The organism is Vibrio gallicus (genome assembly GCF_024346875.1).
In the GTDB taxonomy this organism is placed as follows: domain Bacteria; phylum Pseudomonadota; class Gammaproteobacteria; order Enterobacterales; family Vibrionaceae; genus Vibrio; species Vibrio gallicus.
This window is the reverse complement of the sequence record NZ_AP024871.1, coordinates 1,280,101-1,296,000: the sequence shown is the minus strand read 5'-3', so window position 1 is coordinate 1,296,000 and position 15,900 is coordinate 1,280,101. Positions and strand designations below refer to the sequence as shown.

13 protein-coding genes and 1 pseudogene are annotated in these 15,900 nt (G+C 43.9%); 8 read left to right on the top strand and 6 right to left on the bottom strand.

What is annotated here, in order from left to right:
- Positions 1 to 36: 36 nt before the first annotated feature.
- On the bottom strand, positions 37 to 1,881 hold the full coding sequence (locus OCU28_RS05995) for an Hsp70 family protein (RefSeq protein WP_261815315.1): 1,845 nt from the start codon (positions 1,879 to 1,881) through the stop codon (positions 37 to 39).
- Complete coding sequence (locus tag OCU28_RS05990) at positions 1,881 to 2,513, bottom strand: DUF2760 domain-containing protein (protein WP_261815314.1); 633 nt, start codon at positions 2,511 to 2,513, stop codon at positions 1,881 to 1,883. The genes OCU28_RS05995 and OCU28_RS05990 overlap by 1 nt, the downstream gene beginning before the upstream one ends.
- 152 nt (positions 2,514 to 2,665) lie before the next feature.
- On the opposite strand from OCU28_RS05990, the gene OCU28_RS05985 reads away from it, so the two are divergent.
- Complete coding sequence (locus tag OCU28_RS05985) at positions 2,666 to 3,196, top strand: 3'-5' exonuclease (RefSeq protein ID WP_261815313.1); 531 nt, start codon at positions 2,666 to 2,668, stop codon at positions 3,194 to 3,196.
- A 20-nt stretch (positions 3,197 to 3,216) separates the two neighbouring features.
- On the opposite strand, the gene OCU28_RS05980 is transcribed toward OCU28_RS05985, so the two are convergent.
- Positions 3,217 to 3,663 carry a tellurite resistance TerB family protein gene (locus OCU28_RS05980; protein ID WP_261815312.1) on the bottom strand — a complete coding sequence of 149 codons (447 nt, stop codon included), beginning with the start codon at positions 3,661 to 3,663 and terminating at the stop codon, positions 3,217 to 3,219.
- 134 nt (positions 3,664 to 3,797) lie between these two features.
- Between OCU28_RS05980 and OCU28_RS05975 the strand changes: the two genes are divergently transcribed.
- From OCU28_RS05975 to OCU28_RS05960, 4 genes are all read left to right on the top strand, one after another.
- On the top strand, positions 3,798 to 4,490 hold the full coding sequence (locus OCU28_RS05975) for a sulfite exporter TauE/SafE family protein (protein ID WP_261815311.1): 693 nt from the start codon (positions 3,798 to 3,800) through the stop codon (positions 4,488 to 4,490).
- Between the two features lie 119 nt (positions 4,491 to 4,609).
- Complete coding sequence (locus tag OCU28_RS05970; RefSeq protein WP_261815310.1) at positions 4,610 to 5,977, top strand: MipA/OmpV family protein; 1,368 nt, start codon at positions 4,610 to 4,612, stop codon at positions 5,975 to 5,977.
- 166 nt (positions 5,978 to 6,143) lie between these two features.
- Positions 6,144 to 10,049 (top strand): ATP-dependent RNA helicase HrpA, encoded by a 3,906-nt coding sequence (gene hrpA, locus OCU28_RS05965; protein WP_261815309.1) that lies wholly within the window; start codon positions 6,144 to 6,146, stop codon positions 10,047 to 10,049.
- Positions 10,050 to 10,131: 82 nt separating this feature from the next.
- Positions 10,132 to 10,623 carry an outer membrane beta-barrel protein gene (locus OCU28_RS05960; RefSeq protein WP_261815308.1) on the top strand — a complete coding sequence of 164 codons (492 nt, stop codon included), beginning with the start codon at positions 10,132 to 10,134 and terminating at the stop codon, positions 10,621 to 10,623.
- A 108-nt stretch (positions 10,624 to 10,731) separates the two neighbouring features.
- Here the strand turns inward: OCU28_RS05960 and tnpA are convergent, their stop codons facing one another.
- The gene (gene tnpA / locus OCU28_RS05955; RefSeq protein WP_261815307.1) at positions 10,732 to 11,127 is read right to left on the bottom strand and encodes an IS200/IS605 family transposase; all 396 of its coding nucleotides are present in this window, start codon (positions 11,125 to 11,127) and stop codon (positions 10,732 to 10,734) included.
- A 97-nt stretch (positions 11,128 to 11,224) separates the two neighbouring features.
- Between tnpA and OCU28_RS05950 the strand changes: the two are divergent.
- Together OCU28_RS05950 and OCU28_RS05945 are read left to right on the top strand one after the other, a co-directional pair.
- Positions 11,225 to 12,424 (top strand): annotated as a pseudogene (locus OCU28_RS05950) (RNA-guided endonuclease InsQ/TnpB family protein); the annotation flags it as partial.
- Positions 12,425 to 12,659: 235 nt separating this feature from the next.
- Entirely contained in the window at positions 12,660 to 13,088 is a 429-nt protein-coding gene (locus OCU28_RS05945) for a GNAT family N-acetyltransferase (RefSeq protein ID WP_261815306.1), read from the top strand.
- Positions 13,089 to 13,197: 109 nt separating this feature from the next.
- Here the strand turns inward: OCU28_RS05945 and OCU28_RS05940 are convergent, their stop codons facing one another.
- Positions 13,198 to 14,679, bottom strand: coding sequence for a carboxypeptidase M32 (locus OCU28_RS05940; protein ID WP_261815305.1), 1,482 nt, complete (start codon positions 14,677 to 14,679; stop codon positions 13,198 to 13,200).
- Positions 14,680 to 14,758: 79 nt separating this feature from the next.
- Between OCU28_RS05940 and OCU28_RS05935 the strand changes: the two genes are divergently transcribed.
- On the top strand, positions 14,759 to 15,394 hold the full coding sequence (locus tag OCU28_RS05935; protein ID WP_261815304.1) for a LysE family translocator: 636 nt from the start codon (positions 14,759 to 14,761) through the stop codon (positions 15,392 to 15,394).
- Here OCU28_RS05935 and OCU28_RS05930 read toward each other — a convergent pair.
- Positions 15,372 to 15,899, bottom strand: a complete 528-nt coding sequence (locus OCU28_RS05930) for a cobalamin adenosyltransferase (RefSeq protein WP_390623753.1) — start codon at positions 15,897 to 15,899, stop codon at positions 15,372 to 15,374. The genes OCU28_RS05935 and OCU28_RS05930 overlap by 23 nt on opposite strands.
- Position 15,900: the final 1 nt, after the last annotated feature.

Genomic DNA, 15,900 nt, shown 5'->3' with positions numbered 1-15,900 from the left:
AAAAGGAAAAGCACTGCGATTGCAGTGCTTTATATATTAAGCGGTGGTAGCGTCGTTACGCACGTCGAACTCGACATGCCATTTTTGTCCATTGTCTTTGGCAATCGCCTCCAGATACAATGTACCAAGCTCGGTAACGCGTGACGCTAAGGTCACTGCCACCACATCACCGACTTCTCGACCTTGGGTCGCGTCGAGTGTTACCTGAATTTCAGGCAGCTCTTCTAGTTCTTCATCACGCCAGTAGTCTAAGTGTGTGCCCGCTGTATCATCACGGCGAATGTTAGAGCCATAGAATTGAAAGTGAACCGGCTGGCCTATGATAAGCCCAAACTCACGGTCGTTAACCTCAACGCTAGAGCCTTCTTCCATGCCAAAGGGTGCGACGCACAGCGCTTCCATTGGTGGTGCCATACCTGGAATAGCAGGCATCGCACTTTCAATGCCAACATAATAGCTTGAGGCAATACCACCACGGATCCGAACGCCTTTTCCTTCTCTTACTTGACCGTAATAAGCGGCGCCAGATGCGACGGCCAAATCAAGGTCAGAACCTTGCAGCTGCTTAGCTAGCGGTGCCTTTGCATCGCCCAACCATAGGTTTATCACCTCAAATAGGCGCTCAGAAAGCGCTTCTGCTTTGAGTACGCCACCGTTAAATAGGACGGCGGTGGGTTTGATAAAGTCCGGTTTTTCATTACCAAACATGCCACCGAATACGTTCTGAGTGGAATCGGATTGCTTGGTTAAAAATGCAGCAATGTGGCGAGTTACCCCCGCATCTTGGGCATATGGGAGCCCCATTTGGGTTAATGCACCACGAGAGCGCTGAACTGGATGTTCGTCAATATCAACCACCGGGAAAAAACCATCGACTAGAGATTCTTTGACTTCGCTGGCTGTGAGCTCGGTTTTTAAGGTACTACCAAGTAGCTTAGAGCCACGACTTGGGACGACGATCGGCACGGATTGTAAATCTTGGTCTTTAAGCAGGGCTTCTTTTGCATCACGACAGGCGTGGGTAATGGCTTGGATCTGCCATGGGGCAAGCTCTTTACCTTGCTGAGCAAGTTTCATTTTAAGGCGATAGGCCAACGCAAGATCCATGTTGTCGCCACCGAGCAGAATATGTTCGCCAACAGCGACACGCTCAAGGGTCAAATTACCTTCTTGTTCCGTCACTGCCACTAATGATAAATCGGTGGTGCCGCCACCCACATCGACCACTAGTACAACATCGCCAACATTGAGTTGATTACGCCAGTCATCACCGGTTTTTTCAATCCAGTTATATAGTGCAGCTTGCGGCTCTTCGAGTAACGTTAGGTGTTGGATGCCAAGGTTGCGCGCAGCTTCAGCGGTAAGGTCGCGCGCTGCAGGGTCAAATGACGCAGGCACAGTAATTGTAATATCTTGGTCTACCAACAGGTGTTCGGGGTTTTGATGGTCCCAAGCCTGTTTTAGGTGGGCTAGATACAGCTCAGTTGCTCGCAGCGGGGATATCTTTTCTACTTCTTCAGGACTGCCAGCAGGTAAGAATGCTTCGCGGCGGTTTACTTTAGAATGACATAACCAAGACTTAGCACTTGCAATCAGGCGTAGCGGCGTTTTGCTACCAAGTTTACGTGCCACAGCGCCAACCAATGCCTCTGGCGTTGTAGTCCATGGTAGGCTGCGGGAGCCTTCACCCATTTCATGCTCACTGGCTTGATAAATAAACGAGCCTAACTGATCTAAACTTTCAACTTGTCCCGGAGCGGTTAGTTGCGCAATAGGCATAATATTGACTGGGGCATTTTCAATGTGTTTCTCGGTGTATGAGAGCACGCTATGCGTAGTACCTAAGTCTATACCTAAGATAAATTTTGCAGATTCAGTCATTACAGCTCTACCTCTGCTGGGGCAATGATAGTTGCGTCATAGTTTTCAGAAAGTTTAGGAAGGGTGATGTTATTAACTTTCCAACCTTTATGAATCAAGGTACCCGTGAAAGGAGCGCTGCCTGTTACGTTGCCGACTAAGCGTACCTGCTGGGCATCAAACCCTTCAGGTAGTGTAATTTGAGTTTCTTCTTCTGCATTTTGGATAGGAGTCAGGGTTAAGTACTCATCCAGTACTTTTTTACCACCACTGTGAATCACTCGCGCTGCCGCACCAACTTCTTCGTCGCTAAATGCGCTAACGTCTTCGTTTAGGAAGTCAATTAGGCGCGCTTCTTGCTGCATAAGAGATAGTAGTTGTAGGGCACTGTCAGTGGAGGCTGTTTTCAGTTTGGACTCAACCTCTACAACTTTTTCTACGATTTTTTCAACTTCAACAATCTTTTCGACTTCGACGATTTTCTCAATCGGTTTCTCGACTTCGACGATCTTCTCTACTGGTTTCTCAACGATTTTCTCGACGGTTTTAGGTTTTCTTGCCACTGCAATGGCAAGTAAGGCGATACTTGAAACGGCAAGCCCTGCGTGGAGCATATCAAAGGTTTGGGGTACCGAAGAAAGGTCGATAATCATGATCAGTTCTCATTAGATATAGTAACTGGGTATAAGATGCGGGCGCGATGCACAAATTTCAAGAAAAAAACAGACAAAATCATTTGCTTGGGGGATCTATGCTCAATCAGTTAAACTAACTACAAGATATAAGATGAGATTAAATAGGTTACATGAATTTTAATCGAGTGGTCTGTTTTGACCTAGAAATGTGCTGTTGGAATGTGGACGGCAAGGGCAGTACTGGTGAAATCATCGAAGTGGGCTTAGCTGAGATTGACCTTCCTAAGCAACAGATAGTGAAACGAGCTCAGTACTATGTGAAGCCAGAAGTTGATGAGGTTTCGTTATTTTGTAGCGAGTTAACCGGAATCACCCCGCGTAAGGTAGCAAAACAAGGTCGTGCGCTGAGCAGTGTTATTCAATCTATGGTGAAGAACTTTGGCGGGGTAAATAAAATCTACGCCAGTTGGGGACGAGATGACCTTATATTGATTGAGGAATGTAGAGCCAAAGGTATCGATTTACCATTTGTCGAGTTCATTAATCTGGCTACTTTATATCGAGTTCAGCATCGTTTGAAAGATAAACGGATAGGCCACAGAGCCGCTCAGCAAGCGCTAGGGATTGAGTGGGAAGGGCGTCAGCATTCTGGATATGTTGACGCTTATAACTTGGCGAAACTTGCTTTGCGTATGCTATAGCTAGCTGAGTTCTAAAAATGTTATTTCGGGCTAGCTTCAAGCTTGGCCCGAATAAACTCATGGTGGTCGAGATAGATAAGCTCAGAAACCTTTCTGATAATGGACTCTTCTATAGGGTCTAGCACGCCATCGGCAAATGCTACCACCCACATACTTTTGATGAGATTAAAGCGCTCTGATGGAGCAAGTTCACGCAGCTGAGAAGTAAAGTCGTACAATGAGGCAGATTGTTCAGACTTGTCACGTGCTTGCTGGAGGAGTAGCCTTGCTTCCTCTGATTCTATTTCAAGCAAACTTTTTAGCATGCTGAGTTCAGCCTGCGCTTCTTCATCAGTCAGGGTATGGTCTGCTTTAGACACTTCACACAATAACGCGGCCATCGCAAGTTTTGGCTCAGTTTTGGCATGGCTTGCTAGGTCCTGACCTTCAAGTAACTCTTTAAATAGAGATTGGATCTTATTAAACATCTAACGTAACTCCAAAGAATAATACCCTTTATATGGAGTATGACCCCTATATCTGTCAATGGGTCAATTAAATTTATAGGCATGCAATATTGGAAATCTTAGGTATCACTTTCTCAATGGGCGTTTTTGCAGCCATGGGACTGATTTTTTTAGGGGCATTTGTTCAAACCTCAATTGGCTTTGGATTAGCGATTGTGTCCGCGCCACTGTTGTTTCAGATCTCGGTTGACTATGTGCCGGGGCCGATTGTGTTGGTGGCACTGTTCATCTCAATGCTGAGTTCTTTCAAACACCGTAGCAATATTGCAATTGGTGGTTTGAAGCTTGCCGTATACGGGCGGATACCAGGGTCTATTCTGGGTGGGGCTATTTTGTTGTATGTCTCTCCAGCAACGATTTCGTTTACGCTGGGCATTTTTGTACTGATTGCTGTTGTTATTAGCCTGCTCCCTTTTCGTATCGAGCCAACGCCTAGGCGTATGTTTAGTGCGGGGTTTCTAGCCGGATTTATGGGTACCAGCTCATCGATTGGCGGGCCTCCGATGGCTCTATTATTACAACATCAAGAAGCAAATAATCTGAGAGCCAATCTATCGGCGTTTTTTGTGTTTAGTTCAATTATATCGCTCATTGTTTTGATGTTTATTGGGGCTATGAGTTACAAGCATTTGTTGCTCTCTTTGCCTTTGATTCCAGCTGCATTTTTTGGATATTGGTCAGCAACTAAACTAATGCCTTATATTCCTCGTGTATGGATGCATCGCACTTCTTTATTAATGTGTTCGGTGAGTGGCGTTACCGCAATCTTACATAGTGTGCATTTTTAGAGCGCTTAAGTGCAACTTGTTACTAATAACTTGCACAGTGATATACATCTAAGTCTATAATTCCTATTGAATTTTAATCTCAGGTCACAGACCTTAGTAATTTATCATGAAAGGAATCTATGGATAAATTAACCCCCAGACTATTAAGCCTGTACACGCTATCGGCTTTTTGTAGCCCCGTTTTTGCAGAAGATTCTGACAAACCGCATTTAAAGCAAACTCAGCCAGCTACACAGACACAAAGCGAAATCCCTGAGGCAACTTGGGGGCTTGCAGGTGTTATGCGCAGTGCGTCGGTGCCATATTCTGGAATTGATGAGTTTAGTGACTCTGACCGAGTAAACACTTTCATACCTATGCTCTATTTTGAAAATGAGTATGTCTATGTTAAAGGATTAACCTTAGGTGGCTATCTATATAATCCGGCGCAAAGTGATTGGAACGTATCTGCCTTAACCCGATTGCGCTTTGTTGATATACCAGCGGACTATCAAAACAAGATAGGCGCTGATGCTGCTGATTTTGGCCTGCGCTCGGAGTATTCATACGCCAAACATTGGTATGGATATTCAGAAATCATGTCGGATAAAAGTGGTAACTGGCATGTTAATCTCGGTACGGAAGGGGAATATCAATTTGGCGGCCTACAGCTACAACCGCATGCATCACTTCGCTATAAGAGTAAAGACTTTAACACCCTCTATTATGGTCTTGACCTAGAAAAAGTGGATGCTGGAGTAGATTATTTTGTCGGGGTTAGGGCGAGCTACCATCTGGTATCGAACCTTTATTTATTAGGTGCAGCCAATCTACAGATTTTAGACGGTAGTGCCAAGGATGCCTCGATTATTACCGATTCGTTGCAAAACGATTTTTATGTTGGGATTGGGTTCTTTAATGACCGTGACAAACCGCTAAAAACCGCATTAAGCAATAAACCGTATATCCGCGTTTCTCATGGTTGGGGGACGCCTTCGAATTTGGGGGATATCTTAGGGGGGGATATTGAAGACGATCCGTATGACAGCCAGATAACAACCCTGTTTTATGGCCACCCTTTAACAGATGAGCTGTTTGGTTTGCCATTAGATATCTATTTAACCCCTGGCTTTGGTTGGCACTGGAGTAATGACAACCAAGCATCGAATCAAGAATATATATTGGCAATCAAAGCCTATTACACGATTAGTTGGCCATTTGATTGGCGTCTTGGGGTCGCAGAAGGTATGTCGTATACCACCAAGATAAACTCGCTAGAAAAAGAGGAGTTTAAAGAAAAGGGCTATGAACCAAATAATTTCCTCAACTATTTGGATTTTTCGATAGATGTAAACCTTGGCTCTATGTTCAATGCGCGCTCAATGGATGGCGTATGGTTGGGTTACGCGATACACCACCGCTCCGCTATTTTTGAAAAATCTTCCCAGTATGGGCGGATAAAAGGCGGCTCGAACTACAATACGGTTTATTTGCAGTTTGATTTTTAAATGACAAGGCCTAGCAAACGCTAGGCCTTTTTGTCGCTGCTTGGTTTTGCTAGGTTTTTGTTCTATCTGTATAATTATCCTAGCTGTTATCTCTGGATAGACATCACACTTGCGCCAGTTGTGCTACAATCTCGCCGCAAAAATTAATTCAAGTATCGGAGCCGTTTTGACTCAAGCTCAACCACCTAAAAATGTAAACTCCGCGCATTCCCTAAAAGCGGCGCTTAAAGACTGTATGCTCAGGGATCGTTTTCGTCTCAACAAACGAATCCAAGGCGCAAGCCGAATTAAAAACGAGAATGCTCGCACCGCGGTATTTGATGAGATCGCTTTAGATATTGCAACCTCGATGATGAGGGTTGCACAGCGTCAGCAAAATGTGCCGCTTATCGAATACCCAGAAATATTACCGGTTAGTCAAAAGCGTGAGGATATAGCTAAAGCAATCCTAGAAAATCAGGTTGTGATAGTTGCAGGTGAGACAGGCTCAGGTAAAACCACCCAGTTACCGAAGATTTGCGCTGAGATTGGTCGGGGTAAATTTGGCGTTATTGGGCATACCCAGCCAAGGCGTTTAGCTGCACGTTCGGTTGGCAGTCGGATTGCCGAAGAGATGCACACTCCTTTAGGTGAGTATGTAGGTTATAAGGTACGATTTAACGACAAAATAAGTGATAACACCCAAGTTAAGTTAATGACTGATGGTATTTTATTAGCGGAAATCCAGCATGATAGATACCTAAATCAGTATGACACCATCATTATTGATGAGGCCCATGAGCGCAGTCTAAATATTGACTTTATTTTAGGGTATCTGAAGAATATTCTGCCAAAGCGTCCAGATCTTAAGCTAATTATTACCTCTGCGACCATAGATCCTGAGCGATTTTCAAAGCATTTTCGCAATGCGCCGATTATAGAAGTTTCAGGGCGCACCTATCCGGTAGATACGCGTTATCGTCCACTGTCTGGCGATGATGACGCTGACAGAGACCAGATGGACGGTATCTTTGACGCTGTCGATGAACTGTGTGACGAAGGTCTGGGTGATATCCTTATCTTTATGAATGGTGAACGCGAAATTCGTGATACCGCTGAAGCATTAAGTAAGAGAAAGCTTAAAGAAACCGAAATAGTCCCGCTATACGCGCGTTTGTCTGCCGCAGAGCAAAACCGCATCTTCCAGTCTCATACTGGGCGAAGAATTGTGTTGGCAACTAACGTTGCCGAAACATCATTAACGGTTCCGGGTATTCGTTATGTTATTGACCCAGGAACTGCGCGTATTAGCCGCTATTCATATCGTACTAAGGTACAGAGACTGCCAATTGAGCCTATTTCTCAGGCAAGTGCCAATCAGCGTAAAGGGCGTTGTGGTCGTGTTGCGGAAGGTATCTGTATTCGACTCTATTCAGAAGAGGATTTTTTAAATCGAACTGAATTTACCGACCCTGAAATACTAAGAACCAACCTTGCCTCGGTGATCTTACAGATGACCGCGTTAGGGTTAGGTGATATTGAAGCGTTTCCATTCGTAGAAAAGCCTGATCGCCGTAATATTCAAGATGGTGTGCGCCTTCTAGAAGAGTTGGGCGCTATAAACGCCGCGGCCACTGATCCGCGCAAACGCCTAACAGGAATTGGTCGCAAACTGGCTAGATTGCCTATCGACCCGCGCCTTGCGCGTATGGTTATTGAAGCGCCTAAAATGGGGTGCCTAAAAGAGGTGATGATTATTGCCTCAGCGTTATCAATTCAAGATCCCAGAGAGCGACCTTCTGATAAGCAGCAATCGTCAGATGATAAACACCGACGCTTTTTCGACAAAGAATCGGATTTTATGACCTTTGTTAACTTATGGGATTATGTACAAGAGCAGCAAAAACAGCTATCTAGCAATCAGTTCCGCAGGCAATGTAAGCAAGATTTTCTGAACTACTTGCGAGTGCGTGAGTGGCAAGACCTGTATTTCCAGATCAACGAAGCACTTAAAGATATGGATATTAGGCCAAATCAAAATGCAGCCGATTATCAGTCAATACATTGTGCGCTATTAAGTGGCATGCTGTCGCATGTTGGTATGAAAGACCAAGAAAAGAGTGAATATCAAGGCGCTCGTAATGCCCGTTTTCATATCTTTCCGGCTTCTGGGCAGTTCAAAAAACAGCCTAAGTGGATTATGTCTGCCGAACTGGTCGAGACATCAAAACTTTGGGGGAGGATTGTTGCCAAGATCCAACCTGAATGGATAGAGCCATTAGCAAAACACCTGATCAAGCGTAGCTATAGTGAACCGCACTGGTCTAAAAAACAGGCCGCAGTACAAGCTTTTGAAAGGGTTACACTCTATGGAATCCCAATTATTCCAAAGCGTCAGATAAACTACAGCACGATTGAGCCTGCTTTATGTCGAGAGATATTTATCCGCAGTGCCATGGTTGAAGGTGATTGGGAAACCCGTCATACGTTCTTTAAGCAAAATAGAAAACTGCTTAGAGAGGTAGAAGAGCTAGAACATAAATCTCGCCGCCGAGATATTCTAGTCGATGACGATGAACTGTTTGATTTTTATGATCAGAGAGTATCAACGGATGCCGTTTCAGGGCGCCATTTTGATAGCTGGTGGAAGCAAGAGCTTAAAAGTAATCCAGAGTTACTCAACTTTGAAAAAGCTATGCTGTTTCGTAATGATGCATCGCATGTTACCGACCTCGATTATCCTAACTTCTGGCACCAAGAAGGCTTGAAGTTAAAGCTAAGCTATCAGTTTGAACCGGGGGAGGATAGTGACGGTGTCACTGTGCATCTGCCGTTACCGGTATTAAATCAGGTGACGCCACAAGGCTTTGACTGGCAGATCCCCGGATTGCGCCTTGAATTAGTGGTTAGTCTTATTAAGTCTCTGCCTAAAACATTGCGCCGTAACTTTGTACCTGCGCCCAACTACGCGGATGCATTCTTAGCGAGAGTAACGCCGTTTGAAGCGCCGTTACTAGATAGCTTAGAGAAAGAACTGCGTCGTATGACCGGGGTTGAGGTGCTGCGTGAAGATTGGAAGCTAGAGCAGATACCTGAGCACTTAAAGGTCACTTATCGCGCGGTGGACCATCGTAATCGTAAACTAAAAGAACACCACGATCTGTATGAGCTTAAGGAGAGCCTAAAAGAAAAGGTTCAACAGACACTGTCTAAGGTGGCTGATGATGATATTGAGCGCCAAGATCTAAAAACGTGGAGCTTTGGTGAATTGCCACGCGTATACCAGCAGAAGCGGGGCGGATATCAGGTTAAAGCGTTTCCTGCCATCGTTGATGCTAAACAGAGCGTTGAAATAAAACTATTTGAGACCGAGTACGAACAACAGCAAGCGATGCAAGCGGGTCAGCGCCGCTTGATACTGCTTAACGTGCCTTCTCCTATTAAGTATCTACACCAAAACCTGCCTAATAAATCTAAACTTGGTTTGTACTTCAACCAATATGGAAAGGTACTAGACTTAATTGATGACTGTATTGCGTGTGGTGTTGATAAATTAATTGAAGAGCATGGCGGTCTTGCTTGGGGGGGAGATGAATTTGAAAGCCTCAAAGAGCATGTTCGAGCCGAGCTTGGTGACACGGTCGTTGAGATTGCTAAACAAGTAGAAACAATTTTGACAACCGCTTTTGGTATTAATAAAAAGCTAAAAGGGCGCGTTGATTTGAGTATGGCATTTGCATTATCTGATATCAAAGCTCAGCTAGAAGGGCTTATTTATCATGGCTTTGCAACCGATTGTGGGTGGAAACGCTTACCCGATATTTTGCGTTATATGCGTGCTATTGAGCGTCGTATGGAGAAACTGCCTATCGACCCTAATAAAGATAGGCTGCAAATACTCAAAATAGAGGCTATTACTAAAGAGTATCAAGAACTTAGGAATAAGATCCCGAAAGGGGTTGTAGTGCCAGAGTCGGTCAAAGAGATCCGTTGGATGCTACAAGAGCTTCGAGTCAGTTATTTTGCACAACAACTTGGGACTCCTTATCCGGTTTCCGATAAACGCATTCGAAATGCGATAGAAAATTGCTAAACCCTAACAACAAATTGTTAGGCAATCCTTCGTTTTATGATGCATAATTTTGCACAATAATAATATACAACAGGAAGTTAGAATGAAATTTGTTAAAACTGCACTGGCTATTGGCCTATTAGCTGCTTCATCATCTGCAATGGCAGATTCATGGCTGTATGCTGGTGGCTCGGTCGGTTCGTCGTCGTTTGATCATGACAACACTTCTACCTTTGGCTTTCACGTAGGTACAGGTATCCTTCCTATCATTGGTTTAGAGGCGGGTTACTGGAACCATGGTAGCTTCAAGGTCAATAATGAAGATTATGATTTCCAATCTTTTTATGCCGCAATGAAACCAAGTGTCGATCTCGGGCCTTTCCATATCTACGGTCGTCTAGGTGCTCACACATATTCAGTTGATGCGCCGGGAACTTACGATGGTAAAGATGATGGCGTAGATATCATGTACGGTGCGGGTGTCGAATATTTCGTTATCGATATGCTATCTGTCGGTGTGGGTTATCAAAACTTTGAGTTTGATAAAACCAATATTGATTCATGGACATTGAACGCAACCTTCCACTTCCTATAAGTGTACATTGCTTAATCAATATGTATTAACCGCCGCAAGGCGGTTTTTTTATAGCGTTTTGAGCGAGAAAACCCAGTGATAAGCTCTGCTGTCGCTGGGATGAATCGCCTAGCCCTGATCTTGAATGTATTTCCTAACAGTTTCAGCACTGGCGTTTCCAACTGAGCAAGCGAAGTAACCATCAGACCAGAATGTTTTCTCCTTCCAGAATTGCCGCTTTAACTTAGGATGCAGTTGCCACACAACTCTAGTTGTGTGTTGCTTAATTCTTCTAACGTGCTGACTTACGGAGTATCGTGGAGAGATAGTCATTAAGATATGTAAATGATCTTGATCTACTTCCATTTGCTCAATTTCGAACTCAGAATTTTGAGAGAGTGACATTAGAGAGTTCTTCATCACCAAGCCTAACCCTCCTTTGAGTAGTTTCTTCCTATATTTAACCACCAAAATGAGATGAATAGCTATTAGAAACTTACAGTGCGAATTTCGTTGATACTCCATACTTGACACCTTTATGTGCTGTATTAATATACAGTATATGAAAAAGACGCTTAGATACAATTTCAGGTTAAAACCTAGCCCATAGCAAGAGTTAAAACTCGTCGAGTTTGGCTCATATGCCCGTGGTTTATGGAACTTCCTGTTGTCTGAGAATCAGCGTCAATACGAAGTCGATAAGACATTTTCTTTCTACAATGAAATGGCTTCGAAGATTAAGGAAATTAAGAAGTTGCCTGAGTTTTCATGGGTTAAAGCACTTGACTCAGGGGCGGCACAGCAAGTCGCCAGAGACCTAGACGCAGCGTTAAAAAATGGAACATCAAAGAAGTCCCACCAACACTTCCCAAAGTTTAAGGTTAGCTATCGAGTTAAGAAGCAACACAATGACAGCTACCGCTCAGTAAATAATAACAACTGCATTAGAGTTGAGAACGGCACTATTACTTTGCCAAAAGTTGGGGCTGTTCCTATTGTCTTGCACCGTAAGTTAGTTAGCTCAATTAAAACAGCGACAGTCCAATACCGACACGGGAAGTGGGAGGTTAGCCTTACACAAGAAGTGGTGTGTGACGAAGCGAAGAAGGTACTAAAAAGCATTGCGGGATACGACATCAACTCAAAGCAAACCGTTGTCGGATCTAATGGTTTAACGGTTGATAACCCGAAATACTTAAAACAAGCAAAGCAGAAACTAACTAGATTACAGCGACAGCTTTCTAGAAAAAAGAAAGGTTCTGCTCGCTGGAAGAAAACAAAATCCCGTCTAAATAATCTTCACGGTTCAATCGCTAGAAAACGAATGGACTTCGCACATAAAACCGCTCATCGGATAGCCAACGAAAGCGATATTGTAGTGTTTGAAGACCTAAATGTGGCGGGTATGCAAAAATTCAACGGCAGGATGATTGCTGACAACATTATGGGGCTTATATCTGACTTAGCGAAATACAAAATTGAGCTGAGAGGTGGTATACATCATGAGATTGGTCGGTTTGAACGCACAACGGGTGTGTGCTCACACTGCGGTCAACATAATAGATTGACGTTGAAAGACAGACATTTCACCTGCATTAGTTGCGGCACTTTTAGTGATCGAGACTATTCCTCTGCAATAGCAGTACAACGGATAGGTGAATCTGATTTAATGGCGAATGGAACTGTCGTCAGGTTGACTAGATCAACCAGCACTCAGCAGAAATCAGGCGTTAAAACGAAAGTCTTTGCATTGGCAAAGTTGTCTTTGGGAGCTGAGGAAACAGAAAAGGCAGTTTGCTTAACTGCCTTAGAAGCTCAGTGATCAGCTATGCTGTCGCTGAGTAGTTCACTATGAGGCTGCTCTGAGTTATGTTGAAGCTATGAGATGAGGTGATATGAAATACCGCATAAAAAGAAAATGGTGGGAAAGGGTACTGTTTAAAGAAGTGTACTGGAACGATAACACTCAACAAAAACAACGAATCCTTAGATTCAGCCGATAAGGCGCTCAATATCAATGAACACTAGGTAAGAGTGATGCCAAGGAACGCTGTAATATGAATAAAATAGTATTTCGAACTTGTGATCATAATAGCCATTATTGGGGATCGGTTGAACGGCTATTTCAAAGTGTATGGCCTGATCTGTTATTGGCGGATACCTACACGCCAGATGTGCAATTACCACCTATTGTTGTTGCTCTACAAGGCAGTGAGGTTATTGGTGGGTTGGCATATTCATGGTTTCAAGAGCCGCATACCAACGCGAGCGTGATTTGGTTGAATGCCGTATTTGTATCACCACAATGGCGTGGTCGAGGGATCGCAAGTGAGTTGATTAATCATGGGGTTCGTCAAGTAGCAAACTCTCCGCAAAGTAGACTGTATGTATATACCAATGTTGCTCAGTTATACCTGTCATTAGGCTGGTCAGTGGTTGATATAGAAAGTGAGCCAAAGCATAGTGTGATGAGTATTGCACTATAGTTTCAAGATATAGTTTCAAAATATAGTTTTAAGATCTAGTTGCTAGAGAAAGCTTGATACGCCGCAGTAATAGGCGTACCAAGCAAATGCATTGCTTAATTGTTATCCGTTATAGGTAGCGACTCATCAAATGCTGTTTGAAATGCTCAGGGTTTAACTCTTCACCCGTCGCCTGTTTAACCAACTCATTGGTAGTAAGTAAGCTGCCTTTACTCCAGATATTGTGTTCTAGCCAGCTGAAGATTGGAGAAAGATCGCCACTGCGAACAGCGCCTTCCACATCGACTGTTTGACTCATTACTGATTTAAATTGAGCTGCGTACATCGCCCCCAACGTATAGCTTGGGAAGTAACCAAAGCTTCCATCAGACCAGTGCATATCCTGCATGCAGCCGTTAGTGAAGTTACCTTCAGTGGAAAGGCCTAGATAGGATTGCATCTTGGCGTTCCAGATTTCAGGTACATCTTTATAGCTAATATCGCCATTGATCAAATCACGCTCAATCTCAAAGCGTAAGATAACGTGCGCGGGATAGGTAAGCTCATCGGCATCAACACGAATAAAGTCCTTCTTAACCTGGGTATAGATATTACTTAGGTTAAGAGGTTCGAAAATTTTAGCGTCATGTTCAGCAAAATGGGTTTTAGATAGGCGGCTTAGGTGTTCGATAAACTCTTGGCTGCGGCCTAATTGCATTTCAAAGAATAAAGACTGAGATTCATGGATACCCATTGAACGCGCTTCGCCTGCAGGCAGTCCGGTTATCGATTTAGGCAATCCTTGCTCGTAGCGAGCATGGCCTGTTTCATGAACAATCCCCATTAATGATTGGGTGAATTCTTGCTCATTGTAGCGAGTGGTCAATCGGACATCTTGGGGCACACCGCCACAGAATGGATGTACACTTTCATCAAGGCGGCCATGTTCAAAATCAAACTGTAGCAGTTTCATAATGTCTAAGCCGAGTGCTTTTTGGCTTTGAGTCGAGAAGGTACCAGTTGGGGCTATGATGGTTTGAGATTTTTGTTTGTCGATTGCCGCATCGATAAGGTTCGGAAGCCAGCTCTTTACATCATCAAATAGGGTTGTTAATTGCGCTTGATTGACCCCAGGTTCATAGAGATCAAGCATGGCGTCATAAGGTGTAGAACCAAGAATGTCGGCGCGTATTTGCGCTTCTTCGATGCTGAGCTCTACAACAGGTTGCCAGTTTTTAGCAAAGCCTTGCCAGTCATTTGCACCGCGTTGAGTACGCCATGCATGCTCACATTTTGAACCGGCCAGTGATTTAGCTTCCACCAGTTTAGCGGGTAGTGCAGTGGAGAGTTGCCAAACGCGACGCATTTCACGAACTTGGGCTGCCTGATTATCGTCTAGATTACTTTGTTGCGCTTGGTCGAACCACTCTTCGAGTTGTGGTGCGGTACTCAGTTTATGAATATGTACCGAAAGCTCAGCCATAGCGTTTGAGCGGGCATCATTGCCTCCGCTTGGCATCATTGCCGAAGCGTCCCAACCACAGATGGCGGCGAGGTGATTAAAATTAGCAATTTGCTGGAAGTGCTGATTTAGATTGTCGAATGCAGACATAATTCTTCCTTGGAACGGGTGAGGTGGTTTAGACTACCAAAATTCTCAATAAAACACAGCTACGCTAGTGAGTTACCCTATGCTTTCCAATTTGCCAGCCTTTATTATCGCAATGTCATTGTTAACCATTACTCCAGGCTTGGACACCTTATTGGTTATAAGAAATACCACACGCGGCGGGATAAGAGATGGTTTGATCACCAGCCTTGGCATATGTTTAGGTTTATACGTACATGCAACATGGTCTGCGATTGGTGTTGCCGCGATAATTAGTCACTCACCTTCGCTATTTGCTGGATTAAAAACTCTAGGTGCGCTTTATCTTGTTTATTTGGGCGTTTGCGGATTAAGGGCTTTGCGCAGCGGAGCTGGTCTAATAGCGAAGGATACCAAGCAACAACAGGTGTCATGGAGGCGTTCGTTAAAGGAGGGCTTTCTTTCCAATGTATTGAATCCTAAAACTGCTATTTTTTATTTGGCTTTCTTGCCTCAATTTATAAACCAGCAGTATTCTATCTGGCTGCAGTCTATGTTATTGGCATCGATTCATTTTGGATTAGCAATGGCATGGCAAGGCGGGCTTGCCATGACTTTGGAAAAAGCAAAGAATTGGCTATCTAATGATAAGATAAATTTCCGTTTACAGTGTGCTACCAGCCTTATGCTATTAGGGTTAGGAATCGAGTTGATAGTTAGCGTTTATTGGGGTAATTGATACTGTTATATTCCGGCTCTTCGATACCCATTTCTTGATTTAATACCCGAGTCAGAGCAAAAAAATAGTTAACCAATAGGTTTGCAAATCTTGGTAGGGTTTCAGGTACTTTTTTGCCAAATTTTTCTACAAGTACCAGTTGCCTAACAACCTTTTTAGATAGGCTTCGACATTGATGTAGGGTAATCACAGGGCCTGTACCACGTGGCAGCACGAAGCGTTTGGCATCGTCTTCCACAATGGCACGAAAATGGTGATACTCATGAGTGAGATCTTGGATGTCTTGCTCAAAGATCCCGTTTTTACCGCGTATTGATCCGTTGAGATGAAATACTTTAGGTTGCAGTGACTCAAGGGACGCTTTTATTTCGCTATTATCTATGTTGGTTAAAGCAAGTCCCACTAGTGTGCATAGCTCATCAGTTAGGATCTCAAAATCACAAAGAGGGCTTTCTTCGAAGATGAAAGGGTAAGCGAGTTCATCGATGTTGCCACTAAATTTCATG

Coding starts and splice junctions, on each gene's coding strand:
- OCU28_RS05995 (WP_261815315.1), bottom strand. CDS start 1,881: ATGACTGAATCTGCAAAATTTATCTTAGGTATAGACTTAGGTACTACG.
- OCU28_RS05990 (WP_261815314.1), bottom strand. CDS start 2,513: ATGATTATCGACCTTTCTTCGGTACCCCAAACCTTTGATATGCTCCAC.
- OCU28_RS05985 (WP_261815313.1), top strand. CDS start 2,666: ATGAATTTTAATCGAGTGGTCTGTTTTGACCTAGAAATGTGCTGTTGG.
- OCU28_RS05980 (WP_261815312.1), bottom strand. CDS start 3,663: ATGTTTAATAAGATCCAATCTCTATTTAAAGAGTTACTTGAAGGTCAG.
- OCU28_RS05975 (WP_261815311.1), top strand. CDS start 3,798: ATGGGACTGATTTTTTTAGGGGCATTTGTTCAAACCTCAATTGGCTTT.
- OCU28_RS05970 (WP_261815310.1), top strand. CDS start 4,610: ATGGATAAATTAACCCCCAGACTATTAAGCCTGTACACGCTATCGGCT.
- OCU28_RS05960 (WP_261815308.1), top strand. CDS start 10,132: ATGAAATTTGTTAAAACTGCACTGGCTATTGGCCTATTAGCTGCTTCA.
- tnpA (WP_261815307.1), bottom strand. CDS start 11,127: ATGGAGTATCAACGAAATTCGCACTGTAAGTTTCTAATAGCTATTCAT.
- OCU28_RS05945 (WP_261815306.1), top strand. CDS start 12,660: ATGAATAAAATAGTATTTCGAACTTGTGATCATAATAGCCATTATTGG.
- OCU28_RS05940 (WP_261815305.1), bottom strand. CDS start 14,679: ATGTCTGCATTCGACAATCTAAATCAGCACTTCCAGCAAATTGCTAAT.
- OCU28_RS05935 (WP_261815304.1), top strand. CDS start 14,759: ATGCTTTCCAATTTGCCAGCCTTTATTATCGCAATGTCATTGTTAACC.
- OCU28_RS05930 (WP_390623753.1), bottom strand. CDS start 15,899: ATGAAATTTAGTGGCAACATCGATGAACTCGCTTACCCTTTCATCTTC.